Raw genomic sequence first — 24,031 nt, forward strand, 5'->3', positions numbered from 1 at the left:
GCAATTCTTCCATCCGATGGAACGATTGCGAGGTTGCCGCCCGTTTTTCGGTCAGGAGAATGGATTGATGATGCGCAACTGCTCTTCCACGAGCAATCCGTCGTGCATGTCCTCGCACCACAGTGTCGTGCATCCGGCGATCAGCGCGGCAGCCACGATCACCGCGTCATAGACCGAGAACTGATACTTCTCCGTTATAGCGCGACCCACCTGATAGGTTTGGATCGTCAGATCCTCGACCAGGCAAAAGGACTGGATGCCCGCGAGAGAAGCTCCGGCGTCGTCACAGCTGAACCCGCTTGCCTCCGGCAATTGAAAAGCGCTTCGATCAGGACCTGGACATTGATCCGGAGCCCCTGCCCTAGTATTTCGTCGGCGGGTGTTTCTGCACGTTTGAGCTTCGCAAGGCAACTGTCATCGATGTTCAACGTGGATCATCTGGACAGCGAAACTGGGCGCAACCTGCCCCCAGAAAGCTGGTGAAGGAGTTGCGTCATTGAGCCGTAGTTTGGGCGGCGGCAAGCACGGTATCTGCGCTTCATTTCCAGCGCTTTTCCGAAGCGGCCGAGCGAGCGCATCGGCTGCAGGGAGTGCCGACCGTTCGTTCTACGGACAAACTCGGGAACTTAGATTGCCACGTATCGCCACTCATCCGTCCTAAACAACGAGGGCTCAACTAGCAGGTTTTGAGGTCCGGCGAGGTGTAGTCGAATTGGTTCTATCTACTCGGTACTCTACGTCGAATATTGTTCCTGCCGGGAAAGCAACGGTGCTGCCCCCCTACCCTGCTGGGCACCGTTGACGCGCCAGACGTCAGGGTCTTAACCAACCTTGTTGATGCGATGCGAATGTGTTCTCGGCGTTTAACCTCGGCTCTTGAGCATCAATGTAACTTCGACATATGGCCCATTAGGGCTCTTGTTCCGCGGTAGATCTGTCGGTGCTTGGTTTCAATCCGCCTATGTGCATTGTCTCTCTCGCCAGCCTAATTTTCGGTCGAGGGACCGTTATTGGATCGGTTGGGAGCGACGGCCAATCGACGACAGATGTCTTGCTGTACCACTAGTTCGTGGGTGCTGTTAACAGCTGTTAACTCTAGAGGGTGCGTGGCTTCCCTAGTAGCCCTTTGGTCCGACAGCACAATTTGTGGATAAAATCCTTGACTTAACATGGTGAATCACGGCCATTAGAGTCAAGTTGCGCAAATAAGCGCGTTCGAGCAGAGAAATAGCAACCATGTTCCAGACGGCACCAATCGAAGCGGCGTCTCAATCCGAGCTTACAAGCCAGATAGCAGCGCGTCTACACACCGCGCTCACGACGCATCTTCAGCAAGCCTATGCGCCCGATCAACGCAAGAATTTGAGACTATTCAGCGCTACAGAGACTGCTGATCTTCTAGGGGTGACCGGGCAATTCTTGCGCAAGTGCCATAGCGACGGGTCCTTGCCGGAGCCGGAAGTAATCAAGAACGGACGGCGCTTTTATTCCGGTGAAGAGATCCTGCAAGCCCGCCATTTTTTGGAGGCTAGCTCTCGTAAGCCCGGCAAATATCTTCCTGGTCGTCGCGAGGGCGACAAGCTTCAGGTTATTCAGCTGATGAACTTCAAAGGTGGATCTGCGAAGTCCACCTCTGCGATCCATCTGTGTCACTACCTTGCTTTGAACGGTTACCGGGTCTTGGCGATTGACCTGGATCCGCAAGGGAGCCTCACGGGTTTTTGCGGGATTCAGACTGAACTGGAGTTTGAAGGGGCGTCAATTTACGACGCACTTCGCTATGAAGACCCGGTGCCGATGTCCGAGGCCATCGTAGAAACCTATTTCCCTGGTCTTCATCTGGCTCCTGCCCGGCTTGTTCTAAGCGAGTTTGAAACGGAAACTGCGGTCAATGCAGGTCGCGGCGTTGCATTTTTTGAGAAGCTCAGCCTGGCGATCCAGTCCGTTGAGGGCGACTACGACGTGGTGGTTATCGACAGCCCACCAGCTCTCGGGTTCTTGACTTTAACTGGCCTCTACGCTGCGACCTCGGTCATCGTGCCGATGACGCCGAGCATGCTCGACCTTGCTTCCACCCAGCAGTTTGTCGAAATGACTTCTGCTTATCTTGGTGTGATCGAGGACACGGGCGTTAAACTCGATCATGATTTTTTTTCCTTCCTCATCACGCGGGACGATCCGAGCGATATCCCCAGTCAGCAGATCGTGAGCCTCATGCGTGCTCTGTTCCAGGATCGTGTCGTTGGGGCGACCGGACTACGTAGTACGGCTATCGGCGACGCATCGATGCTCAAGATGTCGATCTACGAGGTTGCGCGATCCGAGATGACAAGGTCGACCTATGATCGCGCAAAGAATAGCATGGATGCGGTTGGTTCGGAGATTGCGGGAATGCTTCAACAGGCTTGGGGGCGGTAATCATGGCTATGGGTAAAAACAAAACCGGCATCATGGCTGCGATTACTGCGGCGACGGAGACGTCGAAAGATGGGGCTTCTGATAGAGCTCATCGAACATTGCCGAAAGGAACTATCGGCTCTGTTCGTGCGGGTCTCGGCGGCATCCAGGATATCGATACAAATCTTATCTTGGCTTGGGGACCCAAGGACCGGCTGGATATCGAGTTAACAGCTGTTAACAGCGCCGCACCGAATGAATCGATCAAGGATCTCGCAACCAGCATCGCTGATGCCGGGCAGCAAGTCCCGGTCCTTCTACGTCCTTCGAAGGATCGTGATGGGCATTTTGAGATCATCTACGGTCAGAGACGAATACTTGCGTGCCGCCACCTAGGGATACCAGTGCGGGCTCTGATCCGGACGCTCGATGATACCGATGCATTGATGGCGAAAGGCCTCGAAAATGCCGGCCGCGCGGAGCTGAGCTATTATGAACGTGTCCGGTTCGCGCACGCGATCCTGGAGCAAGGCTACTCACGTGCGGAGGCGTGTCAGGCTTTGGCTATCAGCAAGAATACTCTTTCGCAGCTTGAGCGTATCAATCGGCTAGTACCCTTGGCTGTCGGTGAAGCCATTGGCGCAGCTCCAGGGGCAGGGCGCCCGAAATGGACCACGCTCGCAACGGCGTTTGAGAAAGTACAACTCTCGGAGGAGGGTGTTCTGAGTGTTCTTGGTCAATCTGGTGATCTCGACTCCGACGGACGGCTGGACCTTGTTCTCAAGGAAATTGGCAAGCGAGGTAAGCAAGAACGATCTGTCGAGGAGCGCTCGCCCGTTCCCGGTGTGCAGATCAAAAGCGGTAAGTCTGGGCTCTCAGTCACCGTCAAGCGGGCAGGGGAGAACACGAGATTCGCGAATTGGCTGGATCAGAATCTGGACAAGCTCATTCAGGATTCCTTCGATCGGTTCCAATCAGAGAGCCACGAAGGATAGCGGCGGTTAACAGCTGTTAACCGCCAAGATAGAGGCAACGAGCAAAAAGGAGAACGGCACCAAATAGAAAACCCTCGAAACCGAAGTCCCGAGGGCTGCTGCGCACAAGGCGCGATTTGTTTTCACACTACAATCCTAGCAGCCCGCGAATCGCTAAACAACGAAAAACGTCTTCGGGCGAACAGGTTTTCTGTGCCTAGCTAAAAAATGACAAAATTCAATGATGCTCCGCATGGAGCGACTGAGACAGGCATGCCTCAGAACGGTGAAGGTATGTCCAATATCAACCAACCCACGGGGTGGCGGAAGGCGACGGCCGGACTCGCCGTCGCTGAACAGCACGCACAGGCTGGTGAAGGATCAGCCGTGCCCAAGACACGGGCCTTTGTTGCCGTGAAACGCGTAGGTGCGCATATTGGCCTCAAGGCAGGAGACATGATGCTCCTCGATACGCTTGGGGCCTTCACGCAGGCGCAAGATTGGGAAGAGGGTCAGCGCCCGATCGTCTGGGCCTCCAATGCTTATCTGATGGAGCAGACGGGCTTTTCACTCTCTGCGCTCAAGCGCCATGCGCGTCGCCTGGCCGAAATAGGTGTAATCGCCTTCAAAGACAGCCCTAATGGCAAGCGTTGGGGCCACAGGGACGCAGAGGGCCGTATCATTGAGGCCTACGGCTTTGATTTGTCGCCGCTGTCCGCGCGCGTCGAAGAGTTCGAGCAGCTACACGCAGAGCTGCATGCTGAGCGCGCTCACTGTCAGCGCCTTAAGCGGCAGATCACTGTGGCCCGCAGGATGATCCGCGCGCGGATCGAGGCTGCGCTCAGCGGCGCGCTGAGAGGCCCATGGACGCAGCTCACAAGCCTTTTCGAAGATCTTTTGGACCGCCTTCCGCGCAGGAACACGACCTCTGAGGCATTGGAACGGCTCTTCGCGTGGTTCAAAGAGCTCCAGGAACGTGTAGATGCGGCGTACCTCAAGGCAGTTCGAGCGGATAAGGATGTGGAAAACACCGTTGAAACCACGGAGCAAGTGCTTCAGAAGACTCAAGTAATGGACCCCAGGGAGGTCAATTCCGAACCTCATATACTAATTACAAATCAACTTAATCCTGTAACCTGTAATCGCTCAGAAACTGAGCAAGCGGCTTGCGTGGTGCCCAATGCGCCACCGGAAGAGCGGGTGGATAAGGAGTTGGAAGACTGGGTGGCCGAAACCCGCAAGAAGCGCGGGGCAAGCCTGGATCTGCCGACAGTCATGCAAGCCTGTCCTGAGTTTGCGTCCTGGGCGCGCAATATGGGCGGATATCTGAAGGATTGGGGCGATCTGCACCGTGTCGTGGGGCAGTTGAGGCCAATGATCGGCGTCTCAGAGCACGCCTGGAACATAGCGCAGGACCGGCTTGGGCCTCAAGTCGCGACAGCAGCGCTGGTTCTCACGTTCGAAAAGCATTGTGCAGGCGAAGTCACATCTCCTGGTGGATATCTGCGTGGAATTGTCCAGAAAGCGGGGGCAGGGGAGCTGCATCTCGAGCGCAGTTTCTATGGCCGGTTGAGCGGACAGGCGGCATGATGGGATGGGGCAGCAGTTTCTCTACATTCAGATGTCCGGAGGGGTACGCGGAGATTGGCGCCAGTATTCTCCGCATATTGCGCGGCGAATACTGTTGTCTTGCGGAGATTGCCCGGTATAATCTCCGCAAGGAGTGCGCAAAATATGACCTACATTCACGAACTCACTGATTGGCCGCAGTTTTCTTGGGACAAGGCCAAGCTGTCATCACAACTTGCCGCTGTCCGCCACCGACAAGGCAAGCTCTTGGGACGCATGGAAGGCCTTGGCTTTGATCTTCGCAATGAGGCGATGTTGAGAACTCTCACCAGTGATGTCGTCAAGAGCAGCGAGATCGAAGGCGAGACGCTCGACAAGGATCAGGTTCGGTCGTCCATTGCAAAACGGCTGGGGCTCGAAATCGGCGGGCTGATCCCGTCTGATCGCCATGTCGATGGGGTCGTCGAGATGATGCTGGACGCGACGCAAGCGTATGAACAACCACTGGACGCGGAGCGATTGTTCGGCTGGCATGCCGCCCTTTTCCCGACGGGGCGAAGCGGAATGACCCGGATCACCGTGGGGCAGTGGCGTGAAGGCCCTATGGAAGTTGTTTCAGGACCTATGGGTCGTGAACGCGTGCATTTTGAGGCGCCGGGAGCAGCACGGCTTGATACAGAGATGGGGCGGTTTCTGACCTGGTTCAATCAGGTCCCTGACACGGATCCAGTTGTTCATGCCGCAATTGCACATCTGTGGTTCGTCACGATCCACCCCTTCGACGATGGCAACGGGCGCATTGCGCGTGCGATCGCGGATATGGCGTTGGCGCGATCCGAACGCAGTTCACAGCGGTTTTACAGCATGTCGACCCAAATCCGGCAGGAGCGGAGCGCCTATTATGATATGCTCGAGACGACGCAGAAGGGCGGGCTTGATGTCACCGCCTGGCTCAATTGGTTCCTCAATTGCCTCGACCGTGCTTTTGATGGCGCAGAGATCATTCTGGAGGCCGTGTTTCAAAAGGCGCGGTTCTGGGAGAAATACGGAACGGCCAACATCAACGACCGCCAGCGGGACATGCTTAACCGCCTCCTGGATGGGTTCGAAGGAAAACTCACGACGTCGAAATATGCGAAGATCGAGAAGTGTTCGCAGGACACCGCATATCGCGACATCCTGGACCTGATCGACTTGGGAGCACTTGAGAAGGATGACGCTGGTGGACGTAGTACCAGCTATTCCCTGTCAGCGAAGTGAAGAGGCTTGTCGCATCCGGTGCCCAGGACAAGCACCGCCAGGATATGTCAGACAGTCGCCAGCAAAAATTGCCGATCTGAGATTTGCCATAATTCATTGATATAAATTCTAAAAATGGAACCCATAGGTCTGGCATTGCCGATGTTCGTTGCCGATCCGGAGTTTCTGCGTGCAATGAAGAAAACTGGGGCCGTGCCGGCCCCTGAAGTTCTTTTCCCGGGCTGGTGGGGCCAGGAAAAGTGAAAGTGTCCTTCGGGTTTTGTGACTGACGGATGAGGGGCTTTGGGGTTCCTTGGACGGGTCCGGGCCGGGTTCCGGTCTGTCTTTCCTGATGAAGGGCATTCCCATGCAAACAGGTGTCTTGCGCGTGCTGCGCGTGACCGCCGCCTCCTGGTGGCGGCACAAGGAACTGCGCCGAACTGGCCAGCTGGAATTGGCACAGCGGCTCGAACGCCAGACCGTCCTGCGTGATCTCGGCTATCTGAAGCAGGCAGTGTCATTGCCAAACGCGCATGTGATCTGCGGGGAGGGTGGGACATTCCTCCATCTCGGTTGGACCACCGTGTCGACCTTCGCGCCAATCGAGCGTTTTCCCCTGGCCGCCCTCGCGGTCGCACGAGGAACCCCGTTCATCGATATCCGACCCATCAGTGACGTCATCGCCTTCGCGAACTTGCCGTGCGTGGCGCGGGACGGATCGGTTGACCCTGACCCTTGCGGTCCTGGCAGGTCCGTCTCGCTGACCACCTACATCGACATGGTCGAAGCCCTCGGTGCCAGGATCGCCAACGATCCGCGCCCCCGCCAGTCAACCTGATCACCATTCCCTCTCACCAAAACTCGAAAGGAGGCCAGCCATGGCCCGATCCCGCACGCCCAAATTCGATGCCTCCGAGGTCATCACAAACGAAATCATCCGCATCATCGAGCGCGGCGTCCTGCCATGGCGCAAGCCCTGGACCGCCGGTGGCAGTTCCCGCCCGCTCCGTCACAACGGCGAGGCATATCAAGGCGTCAACAACTTCCTGCTGACCATGCGGACCGTGATGGCTGGCCACAACTCACCCTTCTGGATGACCATCCCACAGGCCAATGCCCTGGGCGCCAAGATCCGCAAGGGCGAGAAGTCCTCCGTGGTGGTCTATTACGGCCAGAGCCGGAAACAGGACGAGGCGTCTGGAGACGCCGACGAGGCAGATGGGGATGAGACCCGCATCTTCCGCTTCCAGAAATCCTACCGCGTGTTCAATGCCTGCCAGATCGAGGGCTTGCCCGACAGCTTCTTCCCCGACCCGGAGCCCGTGCCCGAGCATCCTCCGTCCGAGCCCATCCCGCACATGCAGGCGTTTTTCGATGCCATCGACATCACAACCGTCTTCACCGGGACGGAAGCCTACTACCTGCCGCCCGTGGATAAGGTGTTCATGCCATCCATTTCCAGGTTCGAGAACCCGCGGAACTTTTACGGGGTCTGGGCGCATGAGCTCGCCCATGCCACCAAGGCGCGCCATCGGCTGAACCGGGACTACGGTTTGTCACGCTTCGGCAACACGGCCTATGCCCGCGAAGAAATCGTCGCCGAGCTGACCTCGGTGTTCGTTGGCCAGACGCTCGGCTTTACAGCCCATACAATCGAGATGAACGCGGCGTACCTCTACAACTGGCTGCGCGTGCTGCGCTCTGACAAGAACGCGATCTTCAAGCACGCGGCCGACGCGCAGCGCGCCTGCGACTACCTGATCGCACGGTCGGAGGCGGGTAGTGCAGGGGAGGGCGCCCAGGCTGCTTGAACGGTTTGTGCCAGTAAAGGGAAAGCAGGCTTTGGGGAGGGTGTTTCAGCTTTTCAAAGGAATGCCCCATGACCATCGCCGTACAACCCCAGACAGACAGCCCTAATCCGAGTGTGATCGCAGCGCAGAACGACGCGTTTCGCAAGCTTGCGTGCCTCGGGGTGCCGCCCGCGCAGCCCATCCAGGGCCGGATGCATGTCACCCGCTCGCTTATGGAGGCCGGCGACGGCTTTATGGCCGAGGCGGTGAAGGCCACCGGTGAGTTTGCCACGTTCGAGCAGGAGAATGATCCCGAAGGATGGCATGATTTCGGGGCGGTCGAGATCCGGGGCGAGACCGTGTTCTGGAAACTGGATCTGTATGAAGCAGGCTCGGATTTCCGCTACGGGGCCGCGACCCCGGACAACCCCGCCACCACCATGCGCGTGCTGACCATCATGCTGGCCCGCGACTGGTAGGGCAGAGGACACCCCCCTCTTGACGCTCCAGGCAATGAAGGCCCACTGACCCCTCAAAGGGAGAGTGGGCCTTTTGTCGTGGTGATCCCTGAAGACGGGGATTGGCCGCGCATCTGAATGCGCGGGCCGCTCCAAACCCACCGAAAAGGAAACCCCATGACCACAAGCTTCAAACCCGTCTCCGTCGCCATCGGCGATCTGGTCCCGCATCCCGCCAATGTGCGCAGCAACGCGCCGGAAACCTATGACCCCGAGAACATCGCCCATCTGAAAGCCAGTATCGCCGTTCTGGGTCTCCTCCAGCCGCTCCTGGTCCAGAAGCTTGACGGCAAATATGCTGTCCTCGCCGGTGGCCGGCGCCATGCAGCCCTGAAGGAGCTGATCGCCGACAAGGCCACCAAGGGGTTCACGGCGAAGACCAAGGTGGACTGCCGCCTCGTGCCGGAAGACTGCGACGTCACCACGGCACTGTCGCTCGCCGAGAACATCACCCAGGCACCGATGAATGCCATCGACGAGTTCGAGGCCTTCGCCCGGATGATGGAAGTCGACGGCCAAACGCCCGAGACGATCGCCAAGACCTTCGGCACCACGGTGGCGGCCGTGAAAGGCCGGTTGCGCTACGGGCTGATCCACCCCGATATCCGCGCCGCCGCTCGGGCGAAGACGATCACGCTCGACACGATGAAGGCCTTTGCCGAGCACCCGAGCCAGGAGGTTCAGCGCGAGGTCTACGAGGCGCTCACCAAGGAAGACAGCTATCTGCAGGCCTATACCGTCCGGCAAGCGCTCAAATCCCGCGGCGTGCAGGTCAGCGACGATATCGGAGCCTTCGTGCGCGCGGACTACGAGGCGCGTGGCGGTGCCGTCGCGGCTGACCTTCTGGAAGAGCATTCCGTGCTAGAGGATGCGGCGCTGGTCGAGACCATCCTGCTCGAGAAGCTCGGGGTCGCCGCCGAGGAGGCTCGCGCAAAACTGGGCTTTGCCTGGGCCGATGCGATGGTCCGCTACGATTACGCGACCATGGCCGAATATGGCCGCGTCTACCCAGGACCCGTCGAGCCGGATGAGACCGCCCAGAAGCGCGTGGATGAGATCACCGCTGAACTTGAGAAACTGCAACTCGAGATGGAGGATGAGGGGCTCGAAGACGATGCCTACAATGCCCTTTACGAGCGCGTGGACGCTCTGGAAGAGGAAGCCCGCGATCTGCAGGAGGCCTATAGCGCCGAGGACCTCTCGCGGTCTGGGGTGATAGCGTCGTGGCAGGGTGGGCAGATTACGCTCCATGTTGGTCTCGTCCGCCCGGAAGACACCGTCAAAGAGGAGGGCGCGCGCGGCTCCTCGGCTAGCCCAACCGGGGAGGAGGCCCCGGACCCGGGCGAAATCACTTATCCAGCCTCGCTGGCCGAGGACCTCAAGACCGAGCGGGCCATGGCACTCGGTGCCGCGATGGCGCTACATCCCGAGGCCACGCTCGATCTGACGCTCTTCAAGCTGGTGAGCGACGTTCTGGCCAGCGGCATGAGTGTCACGCAGGCGATCAAGATCGATGCCCGCAAGGAATACCGCAGCCATGCCAAAATGGACGAGATCGACGAGACCTCGCTTGAGCAGGTGGCGGCGGCGCATGATGCGCTGGACCTCTCCTGGCTCGATGACACCCGCTCGCCCGCCGATCAGTTCGCGGCGTTCCGCGCGCTCGATGCAGCGGAGAAGGCCAAGCTCGTCGCCTGTGCCACCGCCAGCACCACGCAGTCCTGCTTTGCCCGGGTCCGCCAGCGCGACAGCCTGATGCATGCGTTCGAGATCGAGATCATGCCCGACATCCGGGCGCATTGGACGCCGAATGCGGCGCTCTTCAACCGCTTCAAGAAGGCTTGGCTCCTGAAGATCCTCGGCGAGGATTTGGGCCTGGCCCAGGAGGCGGTGACGCTGGCCTCGTCGAGCAAGAAGGAGATCGTCGCCTTTTGCGACAAGCTCTTCGCCGAGCCTTTCGCCACGCTCACGGACGCGCAGCGCGCTGCCGTGGCCGCTTGGTGCCCGCCGATGATGCAGACGGCTGGGGACGCCTTAGATGAGGCGGAGCCCACTGTGGAAACCCCGGAGCCTGACAGCGCGGTCGCGCAAGCGGCCTGAGCCATCACGCGACCCGCGCGTGGACCATGCCACACGCGCGGGTCGACCCTCCCACACCCAACGGAAAGACATCCCCATGGCTATTCTCAAGTTCTCTGCCTCAGCCGTTGCGGCGCAGATCGCCCATGCGCGCGCCTGCAAAACCTTCCTGCCCAACTGGAACGGGCCCGTGGACAAACCGGCCCTGATCCTGATCGTCGGCAATGGTGTGCATCTGCGCTCAAACGGCATCGATGGCACGACCACCCGTATCGTCACCACCGAACAGGCCGATCCCTCCTTCGCCTTCGCTGATGGCATGAACCCCTTCCGGGATACAGACTGGATGGCGCAGCGCCGCATGGCGTTTCGCGATCTGACCGGCCAGTTCTACACCGACATCCTCGACGATGTGCAGGTGCTCATCGACCGGGGGCAGGGGGCCATCCGGCTCTCCACCGATGGCCACAGCATCCGCGTCTTCGTGCGCCGGGCCTCGGACTATCTCATCGGCGGGACCTACGAGGTGCCTTCAGGTCTTGGCCGCACCTTCCGGGTCATCCTCAAGGATGCCTGCGACACCTTCGCGATCGTGCAGAACTGCGGCAATTGCGAGGATTTCGACGCCATGCAGCCCTATCGCGTGCCGCTCGATGCGCTGATGGAACTCGATGATCGGAGGGCGGCTTGATGGGATGGCTCTTCTACACCGACCGCCGCGTCAAAACCTACGCGGATGAGAAAGCGGAGATCACCCGGCTGTGTACCTTCGAAGGCGAAAGGCGCAATACCGAACTGGTCAAGGCCTACAAGGTCGGCTCCACCTGGTATGCGGCGGCAAGGGTCACCAATCTCGACGGCACCGCTGTCGAAGACGCGACCTATGTGACCGATCCGGATGGCTCCATCACTTTCGGGGCTGTCTTCCTCACCCGATACGATGACGGCTGCTGGGGCTACAAGGACATGGAGGAAAGTGCGGGGCCGGTCGAATCCCGCGCGCCACTGAGCCTGTTGGCCCTGCTGTCCGAGCTGAAAGATCCGGACAGCTACGCTCATGCTTGGCGGCAGCGCTGTCAGAACTGGGCCGCGATTCCCGACTACGCCGAAGGCGACAAGATCAGGCTCGCAGCGCCTGTGATGCTCTCCGATGGCAGCACCTGCCAGATCGTCACAGCGACGCACTACAGGCGCGGGCGGCAAAAGCGCCGCTGTTATCGCATCGAGGAAACCGGCGCGCTCGTGCGCCTGTCGAAAGCGACGCTCGCTGGCTCGGAGCTGCTCAGCTCCGCAAAGGGCGCGGCAAGTCCTGTGCTGGCCGAGTTTATGGCGGGGCAGCGGGAATGACATGGATCTCGCCCACGGCGGGTCTGAGCGGACCTTCATCATCAATCAATCGAGAGGCAGCTGTGCAGGACAAAGCTGGCTTTCGCTGCGCGCGTACGAATGACTGCTATCAATGCGTTCGGACCGAGCCAACGGTGAAAATATCCCAGCCAATTGCGCGTTTTAAATGCATGCGTAGCTGAAACAGTGACAGTCGGTCAACTAAATGAAACCGGCACTTTTCGGCTTCTGTCGACGGTGAGCGAGAATACATCTGGGCGGGCATAGTGGCCGCTTGCATCGAATTTTCTACGTGAGGCGCGGGCAGCGGATACGTCTATATCGGCCCAAAGAAGCCCCTTTTCGCGGTGCATCGGACCGGCTGCGATTCCACCAAAAGGTTTATAGATGACGGCGTCGCCGGCATTGACCCATTCATCGTTGCTCGGGAATAGAATGTCGCGATGAGGGATACCTTCGGGAATGTCAGACGCTTCAAGTGCCGTTGCGCATCCAATGACCCAACACCCGCCCTCGCGCGCGATGTGCTGCATCGTGGCAAGCCACGTCTCACCTGTGTCCCAGGTCGGGGCGACGTAGATGTCGATGTTTTGTGCATAAAGCGCATAGCGCGCCAAGGGCATGTAGTTTTCCCAACACAGTAGCGCACCGATACGCCCGACCGCAGTTTCGACCACGTTCAGGCCAGACGCGTCGCCAAAGCCCCAAATCATGCGTTCGGGGTTGGTCGGCATCAGCTTACGATGATTGTTCACGATCCGACCGTCGGCATCAATGATCGCGCAGGAATTGAAAATCGTCGAACCCGATACATCCCCGTCGATTTCCTGATAGCCGACCACAATGACCATCTCGTGCTCTGCGGCAGCTTCTTGCAACGGGGCCATGCCATCTCGGCTCAAGTCGATAGAGTTGGCCTGCGAAAGCGCAAACAATTCGTCCGTCTTGCCCATGTCCGCACCTGGCGACAGACGCCAACAAAACGTCGGGTATCCGGGAAACCATGTTTCTGGAAAGACCATCAATTTGGCACCGTCTTTTGCGGCCTGCGTAACAAGATTGATCCCGCACTCCATGCTGGCTGCGAGGTTCAGATAGACGGGCGGTTCCTGGACAACTGCGACTTTCATGACGATATCCTTTTTGTTGTGATTAGCCCCTGCGTGCGGGGATTGTTCGAAATTGGGCAAGTATGGCCGCTAGAATATCTGCTCAATTGGCTGTCCCAGCGCCATGGCTCCGGCGTATTCGGCCTGCACCTCTTTTTGCAGCGGATGATAGCGTGCGGCCTGAATGTCGCGGAACCGGCGCTCAAGTTCTGTCTTGCGATAGAAGCTCGCGCCGCCAGCTAACTCCATAGCCAGCTCCACCGTCCGGATCGCGTTTTCTTCGACCAAGCGGCGGCCAATCATCACGTCATTGATGGTTTCGGCAGAGGGGGCATTGCGTTCCACGGCTTCGATCATGAAGTTGTGCGCTATACGTGCAGCGGCCAATGCTGTATCCATTCGTCCGGCAATCGATTGCACCCTATGCGACACGGGTTTCTTTGCGGCAATGCTCACCGCAATCTCTCGCGCGCTTTCGGCAATGCCCAAATATACCGAGTAGATCAGCGGAAACGCGATGGTGGCGATCATCTGAAACGCCGGATGCCACTCGCCCGCAACGCGCTTGAGGGGGATTTTGTCATCCGCGATGAACAGCCCGTCGATTGTGATGTCATGCGAACCAGTTCCCCGCATGCCCATGGTGCGCCACGTATCCAGCACAGTGACCTCAGGCGCGGCAAGCGGTACGCCGAAATGCAGGACCGTCTTGTCGCCGTCTTCGTCATTGATGGCACCCGTCATCAGCAGATCACCAGCAGGCGCGCCGGATGAGAACACTTTGCGGGCGGTGATCCGATACCCGCCGTCTACTTTTTCAGCCGTGCCCGAGCCACCGATCCAGTCGGACCCGCCTGAACTCAACAACACAATTTTTTCTTCCGCGATCCGTCGCAGGAGCGGTTCAACAATATGACCAGCGGTTTCCTGATGATGCCAGCGCCACGCTGGAATAGCGACCTGGTGGGTGTGCATCGAAAGGGCAAGCCCGGTTGACCCACAGGCCCCGGCGATAATGCGCAGCATGTCACATAGCGCTCGTACGTCGGCCCCGCCGCCGCCAAGCTCTAACGGAACACCTGCCGAAATCAGTCCTGCGCTTTTCAACTCAGCGTAATTGGCGTCGATAAACCTGTCATTGTCATCATAGTCAGCCGCCCGTTCAGCGAACGTTTTTGCCAGAGCATTGGTTGTCTCATTCAGGCTTGCAGCGGTTGTAGCTCGATCAATAAATTTGTTCATAGCGAAATCTCCGTTTCCATCAAAATGCTCGCTCAGGGTCACAGGACGGTCTGCTTTGCGATAGTCCAGAAACTGTACTGGCTACATTCGGGCATCCCGACTACGCTCGGATAGACGCGTTAGCGGTTCAACAGGAGATACATCATGCAAGGTGGTTACGGGCAGTTTTGCCCAATTGCGATGGCAGCGGAGATCTTGTGTTCGCGCTGGACGCTACTGTTGATACGGGAATTCCTGTGCGGCAGCACGCGGTTCAACGACCTCAGGCGTGGCTTACCGCGCATGTCGCCGACATTGCTGTCAAAGCGATTGGTCGAATTAGAAGCGGCAGGCGTGATCAAGTCCACCAAGACAGACAAAGGCGTCAAAGAGTATCGTCTGACAATGGCTGGCGAAGAATTAAGGCCCCTCGTTATGGGGATCGGTGTGTGGGGGCAACGATGGGTCGAAAGCGGGCTTTCGCTCGACAATCTCGACCCAGAATTGCTGATCTGGGACATGCACCGCGGCCTAAACATTGACCCGTTGCCCAAGAAACGAGTGTGCCTTCAGTTTGTCTTCAATGATCTTGCGACCGCAAAGCAGAACAACTGGCTTCTGGTGGATCCAAATACCGGCGTTGAGGCTTGTTATACTGACCCAGGTCACGAAGTTGACCTCTACGCGGAAAGCCACTTGCGAACCATGACGGCTATCTGGATGGGCGTCGATACAGTTGAGAAAGCGGTGGAAGGCGGGCGGATGGTCTTGACGGGCACCCCCGAGATCGCAATTTGCATGCAGAAATGGCTTGGCCTCAGCCCCTTCGCCCACGAAGAGCGGATGGCCAGTTGATACATTAAAGTGTCGGCGATGATTGAAGAGGATAGCGACGGCGAAAGTGACGTCGCTATGCACACCAGTTACTCGCCCACTGATGAATAGTCGGCAATAACCTGAAAGCCGACATTAGCTGCATTGCGGAAATACTTCACTATGGGCTCAGAGTCAGATTTCGCCGCGCTTCCAATGAACGGCGGCTTCGAGCTTCACATATGATTATGTCCCTCCGGCATTCGATCCCCGAGTTGTGCGACTTGATGTGATCACAATGGCCTTGCCGTTTACGACGCCACGCGGAATGATGAAGTATTGGCTAACGATAAGCTCGGAGAAAGCGCGATGGACGAAAGGGGAAAGGGTGGTCAGCACCTCGATCTCGAAGGGCAATGCGCGACTGACCTGACGGGTCACCGTTTCCCAATTGATGTGCACTTTGCAGACATGCCCGATGACCTCGGAAAGCTTCTGGTCCGTGGTCTCAGAGAGCATTTCCGTGGCTGCTGAAGCGAATGCGTATGACGCGTGGTTTCGCGCGCAGGTAAAGGCCGCGCTTGAGGATGCACGCGCTGGAACTTCACAGGTTCAGGTAATGCAGGCCGCGCAGGCTTTGATTGATGCGACGCGTCAGGGCCAATCCAAGCCCTGAGCAAGCCTTGGAGGTCAGTGTGGTCTGATCCCGCCACCCTGAAAAGCGAAAGCGGGCTTTTTGTCCTTTGGAATTCAGACCCTGATCCAAAGGAAAATCCCCATGTCCAAGCCCAAACCGGCAAACCCGGCTTTCCCAATCTCTGACACTGATCTCGCAAATGCCATCGCGCAAATCGGCGCGGAGATCGACCACCAACCCCTGCGCAGTTCAGCGCTCGCGCGTATCATGCGCGAGACGTTTCATGGCAGCGATGCCGGCGGTGCCTGGGACTGGCGCATGGCCTATGACCTGATGCAGGCCGCGGCTGTTCAGGTGCTGCTGCGTGGGGACGGCGCGGCAGGTGATATCGCCGCTGCAAGGCTGCTTGCCTCGCGGCTCCTGACGGAAACCCGCCGCTCCGAGCAGCAGATCCGGCTGCAGCAGTTTTCCACGCCGCTGCCATTTGCGGCGCTGGTCTTGCAGGCCACGGCGATCCGCAAGGGCGAGACCGTTCTGGAGCCCTCGGCGGGCACCGGTGCACTGGCCGCTTTCGCCGCCCGGGCTGGTGCCACGCTTTTGCTCAACGAGATCGACCCCTCTCGCCAGCGCCTCCTGCGCGCGGTTTTCGGCGGAGAGGTCACAGGCCATGACGGCGAGCATATCGATGATCTGCTGCAGACGCCGGTTCTACCCGACGTCGTGGTGATGAACCCGCCCTTCGCCTCATCGGTCGATCGCTCCCAAGACAAGCACATCGCCGCCAAACATCTCGTCGCGGCTGCCAAGCGTCTCGCGCCCGGTGGGCGGCTGGTGGCGATCATGCCGCCGGGATTCACACCCGAACGCGATGCCGCGCATTGGTCCCGCGCCTGCGGTCTCCTGACGCTGCGACTGGCGTTGACGATGCCGGGGCAGGTCTACCGCAAACTCGGCACCTCTGTCGAAACCCAGCTGATGGTCTTCGACAAGGTGCAGGAGGACGGCGAGATGATCCGCGTCCCTGTGCGGGATCTGGATGAAGCCTTGGCATATGTTGATGCTGTGGCCTCAACCCGGACCGAGATGCGCCCCGCCCAACGGGCGGCAGCGGTTACTGCTGCGCGACCGACCGTTGCACCATCTGCCCCGCGCAAGACCGCCGCTGCGCCTGTTGCGGCCTCCAAACCCCGGGCCAATGCCGTCCGTCCGCTCAGCTTCACAAGCTTTGAGACCCCTCGCGACAACACGCCGGTCTCGGACATCTATGCGCGCTACCGTCCGCAGCGGATCGAGATCGCGGGTGCGCAGGAACATCCCACCCCGCTCGTCGAGAGCATCGCCATGGCCTCGGTTGCCCCGCCGATGCCCTCAAACACGGTCAGTGATGACTTGCGCCTGCCCGCACGGTTGATCGAGGAGGGAGACCTATCCGAGGCGCAGCTGGAAACCATCATCATGGCGCATGATGCCCATGGGCGTGATCTGCCCGGTCGGTTTACAATCGATGACGACCAGACCAAGCTGACGCGCGCCGATGATGATCCGGACGCACGGGCCTATCGCCTTGGCTATTTCCTCGGCGACGGCACCGGTTGCGGCAAGGGCCGCGAATGCGCCGGGCTCATTCTCGTGAACTGGCTTTCCGGACGCAGAAAGGCGATCTGGGTCTCCAAATCCGCCACGCTCATCGAGGACGCCATCCGCGACTGGACCGATCTCGGCGGCTCGCCAGCCGACATCCAGCCGCTCTCCAAATGGAAACCGGACCAGTCCATCCCGATGGGCGACGGTATCCTTTTTGTCACCTACGCCACGCTGCGGTCCGCGGGCAAATGCGGCACCACGCGACTGAGCCAGATTCTCGACTGGATGGGCGAAGACTTCGACGGCGTGCTGGCTTTTGATGAGGCCCATGCCATGCAGAACGCGGCAGGGTCCGAGCAGGGCAGGGGGGTCAAACCCTCCCAGCAGGGCCTTGCTGGCCTGCGGCTGCAACTGGCCGCCCCGCGCGCTCGTGTCTTCTACATCTCGGCTACGGGGGCCACGAGCGTCTCGAACCTCGCCTATGCCGCGCGTCTCGGTCTCTGGGGGCAGGGCCCCGAATACCCCTTCCCAAGCCGCGAGAGCTTCGTTTCTGCGATGGAAGCCGGCGGCGTGGCTGCCATGGAGGTGGTCGCGCGTGATCTCAAGACGCTCGGGCTCTACACGGCGCGTGCCCTCAGTTTTGATGGGGTGGAGTATGACGTGCTCGAACACGCGCTGACCCCGGCCCAGATCGAGATCTACGACGCATACGCGGGTGCTTTTCGGATGATCCACCACAATCTCGAAGCGGCGCTGACTGCGACCGGCGTCAACGACGCCTCGGGCGAGACCAATGCGTCGGCTGCTCACGCCTCGGCCAAGTCCCGCTTCGAGAGCACGAAACAGCGCTTCTTCAACCATCTCCTGATGGGCATGAAAGCCCCGACCATCATCCGCGCGATCAAGGACGATCTGGCGGCGGGCAAGGCTTGCGTCATCCAGGTGGTTTCGACAGGCGAGAGCCTGCTGAAACGCCGGCTTGAGACGATGGACCCCGAGGATGAACTCGTCGAGGGTGCCTTGACGCCGCGCGATTACGTCCTGGGCTACCTCGAACAGGCCTTCCCGATCCATGCGCAAAAGCTGGTCGAGGTCGACGGCAATATGGTGGCGGAACCCTTGCGGGATGAGACCGGCGCGCTCGTCGTCTCGCGCGAGGCGCTCGCCCTGCGCGATGCGGCCATGATGGAGTTGATGACGCTGGCGCCGATCCCCTCGGCGCTCGATCAGATCCTCTGGGCTTTTGGCGACGAGGCCGTCGCAGAGGTCACGGGTCGGTCCATCCGCCCTTTGAAGGCCGAGGATGGTCATCTCTTCATCGAGAAGCGCGCCGCCAGCAGCAATTCATCCGAGACCCAAGCCTTCATGGACGGCGAGAAGGATATCCTTATCTTTTCCGATGCGGGCGGGACGGGCCGGTCCTATCACGCGGCGCAAACGGCGAAGAACCAGAAACGGCGGCGGCACTATCTTCTGGAGCCCGGCTGGCGCGCGGATGCGGCCATCCAGGGGCTCGGGCGCACGCATCGCTCGGCTCAGGTCAGCGCGCCCTTCTTCCGGGTCTGCACCTCGGATGTGCATGGCGAAAAACGCTTCACCTCGACTATAGCCAAGCGCCTCGACCAGCTGGGGGCCTTGACCAAGGGTCAGCGCGAGACCGGCTCGCAAGGCATGTTCCGCGAGGAGGACAATCTCGAAAGCCCGATCGCGCGAGCGGCGCTGCGTGGGTATTTCGCCGATCTTGCCGCCGGGCGCGCTGAGGCGATGGGCTACGAGAGCTTCACCGACTGGACCGCCCTGCGGCTGATCGACAAGGACGGGGTGCTGCTCGAGGAGCTGCCGCCGATCCAGCGGTTTCTCAACCGAGTTCTGGCCCTTCCCATCCACATGCAGAACGCACTCTTTGCCGAGTTCATGCGCCGGATTGCCGATCAGACTGAACGGGCGCGCGCGGCGGGCACGCTCGATCTCGGCGTCGAAACCCTGCGCGGCGAAAAGATCGAACAGGTCTCCACGGAGGATCTCTGGACCTGCCCGAAATCCGGCGCCGTGACGCGGATCATCGGACTTGAGGTGACGGACCCAGTGTATGTCCTGGGCGCCAAAGAGGCCATATCGCGCAATCCCGACAAGCTGCCGATGGTTAACCGCGTCTCCGGTCGCGCGGCGCTCATCTCGGCGCGGCCCATGCAGATGTATGACGAGGACATCGTCACGCTGATGCGCAAGGCGGTGCGGCCAAACGGGTCGAGCTATCTCGAAGAGGCACGGTTTGAGTCCTCGGCTTGGGAAGAGATCGACAGGCCTGAGTTCGCACGTCTTTGGGATGCCGAGGCTGCGTCCCTGCCAAAAACCACCACGACCAAGCTCTACCTGCTGACCGGGCTGCTGCTGCCGATCTGGAAGGATATTCCGACCACCAATGAGCGCATCTACCGGGTCACGCCCGATGGGGCGACCGCCATGATCGGGCGCACGCTGAGCGAGGAAGGGGCGGCCGCGCTGCGCGCCCGCTTCCTCGTCTCCAATCCGCAAACGCCACAGGAGATGTTGACCGCCGCCCTCGGCACCACCGCGCCTGTCGATCTGGGCCGGGGTCTGACCCTGACCCGTCGCCGTGTCGCAGGCGAGATGCGCCTCGAGCTGGGCGGCGCGGATCGGGGCATGATTGATGGCCTCAAGGCAATGGGGTGTTTCACTGAGATCATCGCCTTCCAGCTGCGGGTGTTCCTGCCGCACGGGGACGGGATCGACGCGGGAAGCATTCTGGCCCGGATCGTGGGGCAGCGAGCCGCTAGAGCAGCAGAACAAGCCGCCTGAAAAGTCAAAGCGGGCTTCCGGTCGGGCGTCGCGGATCGGGGTTTGCCGGTCTGCGCTTACCGGGCGCGCGCTGACCAATGCCACGCCCGGCCCCCCCCAAATTCAGACGAGAGGACAGACCCATGACCAATCCCCAGATCGACTATGCCGCGATGGCGGCTCAGTTGCGCGCGGAGCGCGAAACCACCTTGAAGGCGACCCGAGCGGAGCTGCTCGCGCAACTACGTGCGCTTGGCATCAGCGGGGTCACTGCCGAATACGAAGGCTATGGCGACTCCGGCAATGTCGAGGATGTGACGGTGCAGCCTGCAGAGGTCCAACTGCCGGAGGCGCTTGCCACAGAGGTTGGCGATTTCGCCTGGTCGCTCGCCTATCATCATCACCCGGGGTTTGAAAACAACGAGGGCGGCTACGGCACGCTGACCTGGGACATAGCACTAGACAGCATCACCCTCGATCATGCCGACCGCTATGTCGAATGCTCGCACAGCTATGACGAGGGGCTGTGAGATGGCCCATCCGCTTCATCATGCTGAAAGCTCTGCCCGGAAATTCGGCGGGGTGCCGTCTGACTATCAGGCTGTGCACGATTGGTTTGACGCCTCGAAAGAGCATCTCGCGCTCTTCACGCACCGAGCCATGCGCCACCACGCTCAAGGCCTGTTCGAGGCCGAACGTGTCTTCGGCCTGACCCTGACCAATAGCGCAGGTCGAGAGATCCCCGTGCGCTGGATCGGCGAGCAGCATGTCCGCGAAGACTGTCAGGGCCGCATTCCGAGCATGGCGGACTGGCTTCGACGGATCCAGCCTGAGCCATGGATGGCAAATGGCCACATCGACCGGCATGTCGGCAATGAGCCCTGCGGCGACCCAAGGGTTGCCTGGGCCTCCGAGGTCGCCGCCGGAAGAACGGTTCTTGGCCTGAAGGATTGGATGGCGTCGCGCGCGACGCAAGCCACGCAAAGCGCCTGACAGCTCTTGGCCGTTTGCCAAACGAATACTGCATGGAAGCCCGGTTGGACGATCGGGCTTCTTGCATCGTTTCCCCACCATTCTTCTTGAGGAGGATCGCATGACACTCGAAGACATCAAGGCGGCCGTCGATGCCGGCCAGACCGTGCATTGGGCCAATACCGGCTACGTTGTCCACAAGGACCGGCTTGGGCAGTACCTGATCACCTATGTGCCGAACGGCAGCTGCATCGGTCTGACCGACCAGGAAGGGCAACGGTTGAACGGCAAAGAGGCGGAGTTCTTCATCGCGCGGTCGGAGGACAGCGTTGAAAATTCGGGCAGCCAATCAAGACCAGACGGGCAGGGGAGGGGCGTAGCACCCGGAGGCGCGGGGGCCTTCCCACTCGGACGGCAGCTCTGACCCGTGGGCGGGGCTGAAAGGAAAGCAGGCTTTCTGATTTGTGATCCCTCAAGGGGTCGAGAAAGCAATCCCGGATGCGCTGGCAAGAACGTCAGGCACCGAACAATCTGAAAAGGAACCATCCCATGTTCGCAGGAACCCTCACCCGCAATGTCGAGACCGCAGCCGCTCAGTACACCGGCATGATCCACTCGACGCGCTTTGACATCGCCATCCAGTTGGAGGCGCGGGCCAAGATGTCCGAACGCAGCCCGGATTTTGACGTGACGGCAGTCAACAAATCCGGTCGCAAGGTGCGCATCGGCACGGCCTGGAACGAGACCGGCAATACCAGCGGCAACCCCTACGTCTCGATGCAGATCGATGTCGGCTTGGGCCCGTTCCGGGTCAACGCGGTGCAGACGAAAGAGGCGCGCGCGACCCAAAGCGGCGAATTCGAGATCATCCCGCTGGTCTCGAACGGCCTGATGAAGTCCGGCTCGATCTCGGGCGAGTTGACCGCCATGGACGCTGACAACGCCTTCACCGGCTACATCGCCAACATGATGTTCGATCTGGAGTTCATGCTGATCGAGAACAGCTACAAATCCGAGGAGACCCACCCGGATTACCGCGTCGAGGTCAGCTCGCCCCGGGGCACACCGATCCGCGTCGGCTCGGCCTGGATGGCCAAAAGCAGCCGCACGGGCAATGACTACCTGTCACTGCTGATCAACACGCCTGATGGCGACCTGCGCGTCAACGCCGTGCAGAACGAAGAACAGCGCGGCGGGCAGACCTTCTCGATCATCCCGTTCATCGACAGCGGTGAGCAGCCGCAGGACGCGGGCGCGGGGCTCTCCTTGGTCGCCTAATCGGCGCGCGAGGGGGAGACGATCTGAACCCAAAGGGGAACCGTGGGATCACGGTTCCCCTCTTTCCGTGTCCGTTGGCGTGAAGGACGCCACCCGCTTGCGATCAGGTGTAAATGTGATGCATAAATATATTATCGTAACATCGAGGGCGGGCGCGTGGCGGCTAGATCAGGGACGGTTCCATGGTTCGAGAGCTTTAATGTTGAGGCAGAGGTTGCAGATCTCCTCGCCCATATCGAGCGCTGCACCGGATTCGCGCTACCCGCCCGAAAGCGTGAAGTCATCATGACCCATGCAAGGGCGAAGCTCGACAGGACAAGGCAGGCATATCTGGAGGCCAAGGCGGCGGGAAAACCGGTGTCCACATCGCACAGGGCTTATCTGACCGACCTGCAGGACACGATCTTCATGGCGATCCCGGAAGAGAACCTCGCGCGGATGCCGCTGAGCGAGCAGGTTCTCAACGACCCGTCATTTTACGCGGATGCCATGCACCGCGCCGCTGCGATCAGCGAGGATGAGCTTTTCATGGTGCTGTCCTCTTCGCTGAAAGACATGACAGTCCAAGACGCCCGGGCCTTCTTCTCGAAGCTTTGGCACGGCACGATCGATGACAATGCCCGTAAATACGCCGAAGCCTTGAAGCGCCCCGAGCGTGAACCGCAGCCCTTTCGTCCGGGGAACACCGTGTAAGATCGGAGCCATTCTCTTGGCTTGAGCCGTACCGAGGTTGGCCGCCTCAAACCCCCTTTCCCAAAGGTGGCACCCTGTGCAGCGCGCGAAAGCCGTTGAAGGCGCTGTGGGGACGTCTACTGTCGCCAACATGATGAACCGGGATCACATGCGCGCCTTCTTTCGGCGCACCGCGGCGCTTGTCTCCTTTGTCGCACTGCTCTGGGCGGTTCACCTCCTCAATTGGACTATCGGTTACGGCTTGAACCCGGCCTTCGGCCTGATCCCCCGGCACGTAAGCGGATTGGATGGTGTCATCGCCATGCCCCTCCTGCATGGAAGTTTCGCGCACCTTATGGCAAATACGCCGCCGCTATTGGTGATGGGTGGGCTGTTGGTGGCAACGACCACGCGAGCCTTGCTGCCGGTGAACGCCGTGGTGATCGGCCTCGGCGGCGGTTTTGTCTGGCTGTTCGGAAGCTCGGCCATCCATATCGGCGCGTCAGGGCTCGTCTTCGGCTGGTTTGGCTTCCTCGTCGCGCGCGGCCTCGTGGATCGCTCACTGATCACGCTGGGCGCGACACTGGTGGTCGGTTTGCTCTACGGTTCCATTCTCTGGGGCGTTCTTCCGGGTCAACCTGGCGTCTCGTGGGAGGCTCATCTGTTCGGCGCTTTGGCCGGCGCGGCCGCTGCATTGCTTGTGCAAACGCATGTCCATGCGCCGCGCCTCGGCGGCGTCGATCTGGACTGAAGCGGGCCACCTGTCGTTGCCGGCCCAGACTTGCCGTTCACATAATCGACGAGCGCTGCAACGCAGCTTCTCCAAACCAGCCGTTCGTGAACTGCGCAGAATTTTCAACAGGGCAATGACCAGGTCAGCGGACATAGCACCAGTTCACTCCCTCGCAAGAAATGAGCGTTTACGATCCTAAGCGGACATGGTCTTATCGAGCGCTGCACGAAAATTCTGAAGTCTTGCGACTGCAAGGAGGTCAGCAAAACTTCAGGAAAGCTGAATCTAGGTTCAAGCGTC

The 24,031-nt window shown here is 60.0% G+C and carries 23 protein-coding genes; 19 read left to right on the top strand and 4 right to left on the bottom strand.

Translation table 11 applies throughout. The features are described 5' to 3' along the window. Positions 1-51 precede the first annotated feature (51 nt). Positions 52-312 (bottom strand): hypothetical protein, encoded by a 261-nt coding sequence (locus Q0864_RS15265; RefSeq protein ID WP_298571378.1) that lies wholly within the window; start codon positions 310-312, stop codon positions 52-54. A 924-nt stretch (positions 313-1,236) separates the two neighbouring features. Between Q0864_RS15265 and repA the strand changes: the two genes are divergently transcribed. The 10 genes from repA (at position 1,237) to Q0864_RS15315 (ending at position 11,913) form a co-directional block, all read left to right on the top strand. After that, on the top strand, positions 1,237-2,418 hold the full coding sequence (gene repA, locus Q0864_RS15270) for a plasmid partitioning protein RepA (RefSeq protein ID WP_298571381.1): 1,182 nt from the start codon (positions 1,237-1,239) through the stop codon (positions 2,416-2,418). A gap of 2 nt (positions 2,419-2,420) precedes the next feature. Continuing rightward, positions 2,421-3,392, top strand: a complete 972-nt coding sequence (gene repB / locus Q0864_RS15275; protein WP_298571384.1) for a plasmid partitioning protein RepB — start codon at positions 2,421-2,423, stop codon at positions 3,390-3,392. Between the two features lie 273 nt (positions 3,393-3,665). Then, entirely contained in the window at positions 3,666-4,961 is a 1,296-nt protein-coding gene (repC, locus tag Q0864_RS15280) for a plasmid replication protein RepC (RefSeq protein WP_298571387.1), read from the top strand. Positions 4,962-5,105: 144 nt separating this feature from the next. Further along, on the top strand, positions 5,106-6,200 hold the full coding sequence (locus Q0864_RS15285; RefSeq protein WP_298571390.1) for a Fic family protein: 1,095 nt from the start codon (positions 5,106-5,108) through the stop codon (positions 6,198-6,200). Positions 6,201-6,531: 331 nt separating this feature from the next. Further along, a complete protein-coding gene (locus Q0864_RS15290; RefSeq protein ID WP_363317627.1) occupies positions 6,532-7,017 on the top strand; it encodes a hypothetical protein in 486 nt (161 codons plus the stop codon). A gap of 40 nt (positions 7,018-7,057) precedes the next feature. Continuing rightward, entirely contained in the window at positions 7,058-7,990 is a 933-nt protein-coding gene (locus tag Q0864_RS15295) for a zincin-like metallopeptidase domain-containing protein (protein ID WP_298571395.1), read from the top strand. Between the two features lie 68 nt (positions 7,991-8,058). Further along, positions 8,059-8,448: a DUF3768 domain-containing protein gene (locus Q0864_RS15300; protein ID WP_298571398.1), complete on the top strand. Its 390-nt coding sequence runs from the start codon at positions 8,059-8,061 to the stop codon at positions 8,446-8,448. Between the two features lie 156 nt (positions 8,449-8,604). Then, positions 8,605-10,587, top strand: a complete 1,983-nt coding sequence (locus Q0864_RS15305; RefSeq protein WP_298571401.1) for a ParB/RepB/Spo0J family partition protein — start codon at positions 8,605-8,607, stop codon at positions 10,585-10,587. 76 nt (positions 10,588-10,663) lie between these two features. Continuing rightward, on the top strand, positions 10,664-11,257 hold the full coding sequence (locus Q0864_RS15310) for a regulator (protein WP_298571404.1): 594 nt from the start codon (positions 10,664-10,666) through the stop codon (positions 11,255-11,257). Next, positions 11,257-11,913: a hypothetical protein gene (locus tag Q0864_RS15315; protein WP_298571519.1), complete on the top strand. Its 657-nt coding sequence runs from the start codon at positions 11,257-11,259 to the stop codon at positions 11,911-11,913. The genes Q0864_RS15310 and Q0864_RS15315 overlap by 1 nt, the downstream gene beginning before the upstream one ends. Before the next feature lie 197 nt (positions 11,914-12,110). Here the strand turns inward: Q0864_RS15315 and Q0864_RS15320 are convergent, their stop codons facing one another. Both Q0864_RS15320 and Q0864_RS15325 read right to left on the bottom strand, forming a co-directional pair. Then, positions 12,111-13,043: a carbon-nitrogen hydrolase family protein gene (locus Q0864_RS15320; RefSeq protein ID WP_298571407.1), complete on the bottom strand. Its 933-nt coding sequence runs from the start codon at positions 13,041-13,043 to the stop codon at positions 12,111-12,113. A 69-nt stretch (positions 13,044-13,112) separates the two neighbouring features. Continuing rightward, on the bottom strand, positions 13,113-14,264 hold the full coding sequence (locus Q0864_RS15325) for an acyl-CoA dehydrogenase family protein (protein ID WP_298571410.1): 1,152 nt from the start codon (positions 14,262-14,264) through the stop codon (positions 13,113-13,115). Between the two features lie 144 nt (positions 14,265-14,408). Here Q0864_RS15325 and Q0864_RS15330 point away from each other — a divergent pair, with 144 nt between their 5' ends. Beyond that, positions 14,409-15,098 (top strand): helix-turn-helix domain-containing protein, encoded by a 690-nt coding sequence (locus tag Q0864_RS15330; protein ID WP_298571412.1) that lies wholly within the window; start codon positions 14,409-14,411, stop codon positions 15,096-15,098. Positions 15,099-15,302: 204 nt separating this feature from the next. Here the strand turns inward: Q0864_RS15330 and Q0864_RS15335 are convergent, their stop codons facing one another. Further along, positions 15,303-15,575 carry a hypothetical protein gene (locus Q0864_RS15335; RefSeq protein ID WP_298571415.1) on the bottom strand — a complete coding sequence of 91 codons (273 nt, stop codon included), beginning with the start codon at positions 15,573-15,575 and terminating at the stop codon, positions 15,303-15,305. Between the two features lie 4 nt (positions 15,576-15,579). Between Q0864_RS15335 and Q0864_RS15340 the strand changes: the two genes are divergently transcribed. The 8 genes from Q0864_RS15340 to Q0864_RS15375 all read left to right on the top strand — a co-directional run bounded on the left by Q0864_RS15340 (position 15,580) and on the right by Q0864_RS15375 (position 23,749). Continuing rightward, positions 15,580-15,732: a StaA gene (locus Q0864_RS15340; protein ID WP_298571418.1), complete on the top strand. Its 153-nt coding sequence runs from the start codon at positions 15,580-15,582 to the stop codon at positions 15,730-15,732. A gap of 102 nt (positions 15,733-15,834) precedes the next feature. Then, positions 15,835-20,097, top strand: a complete 4,263-nt coding sequence (locus Q0864_RS15345) for a strawberry notch-like NTP hydrolase domain-containing protein (RefSeq protein WP_298571421.1) — start codon at positions 15,835-15,837, stop codon at positions 20,095-20,097. 122 nt (positions 20,098-20,219) lie between these two features. Next, complete coding sequence (locus tag Q0864_RS15350) at positions 20,220-20,606, top strand: DUF6878 family protein (protein WP_271421656.1); 387 nt, start codon at positions 20,220-20,222, stop codon at positions 20,604-20,606. A 1-nt stretch (position 20,607) separates the two neighbouring features. Then, positions 20,608-21,069 (top strand): hypothetical protein, encoded by a 462-nt coding sequence (locus Q0864_RS15355; RefSeq protein ID WP_090270149.1) that lies wholly within the window; start codon positions 20,608-20,610, stop codon positions 21,067-21,069. A gap of 100 nt (positions 21,070-21,169) precedes the next feature. Next, positions 21,170-21,472, top strand: coding sequence for a hypothetical protein (locus Q0864_RS15360; RefSeq protein WP_298571426.1), 303 nt, complete (start codon positions 21,170-21,172; stop codon positions 21,470-21,472). Between the two features lie 125 nt (positions 21,473-21,597). Beyond that, positions 21,598-22,326: a DUF736 family protein gene (locus Q0864_RS15365; protein WP_298571429.1), complete on the top strand. Its 729-nt coding sequence runs from the start codon at positions 21,598-21,600 to the stop codon at positions 22,324-22,326. Between the two features lie 156 nt (positions 22,327-22,482). Continuing rightward, positions 22,483-23,019, top strand: coding sequence for a hypothetical protein (locus tag Q0864_RS15370; protein WP_298571432.1), 537 nt, complete (start codon positions 22,483-22,485; stop codon positions 23,017-23,019). A gap of 148 nt (positions 23,020-23,167) precedes the next feature. Next, complete coding sequence (locus tag Q0864_RS15375; protein ID WP_298571521.1) at positions 23,168-23,749, top strand: rhomboid family intramembrane serine protease; 582 nt, start codon at positions 23,168-23,170, stop codon at positions 23,747-23,749. Positions 23,750-24,031 lie beyond the last annotated feature (282 nt).

Source organism: uncultured Aliiroseovarius sp., assembly GCF_947497285.1.
In the GTDB taxonomy this organism is placed as follows: domain Bacteria; phylum Pseudomonadota; class Alphaproteobacteria; order Rhodobacterales; family Rhodobacteraceae; genus Aliiroseovarius.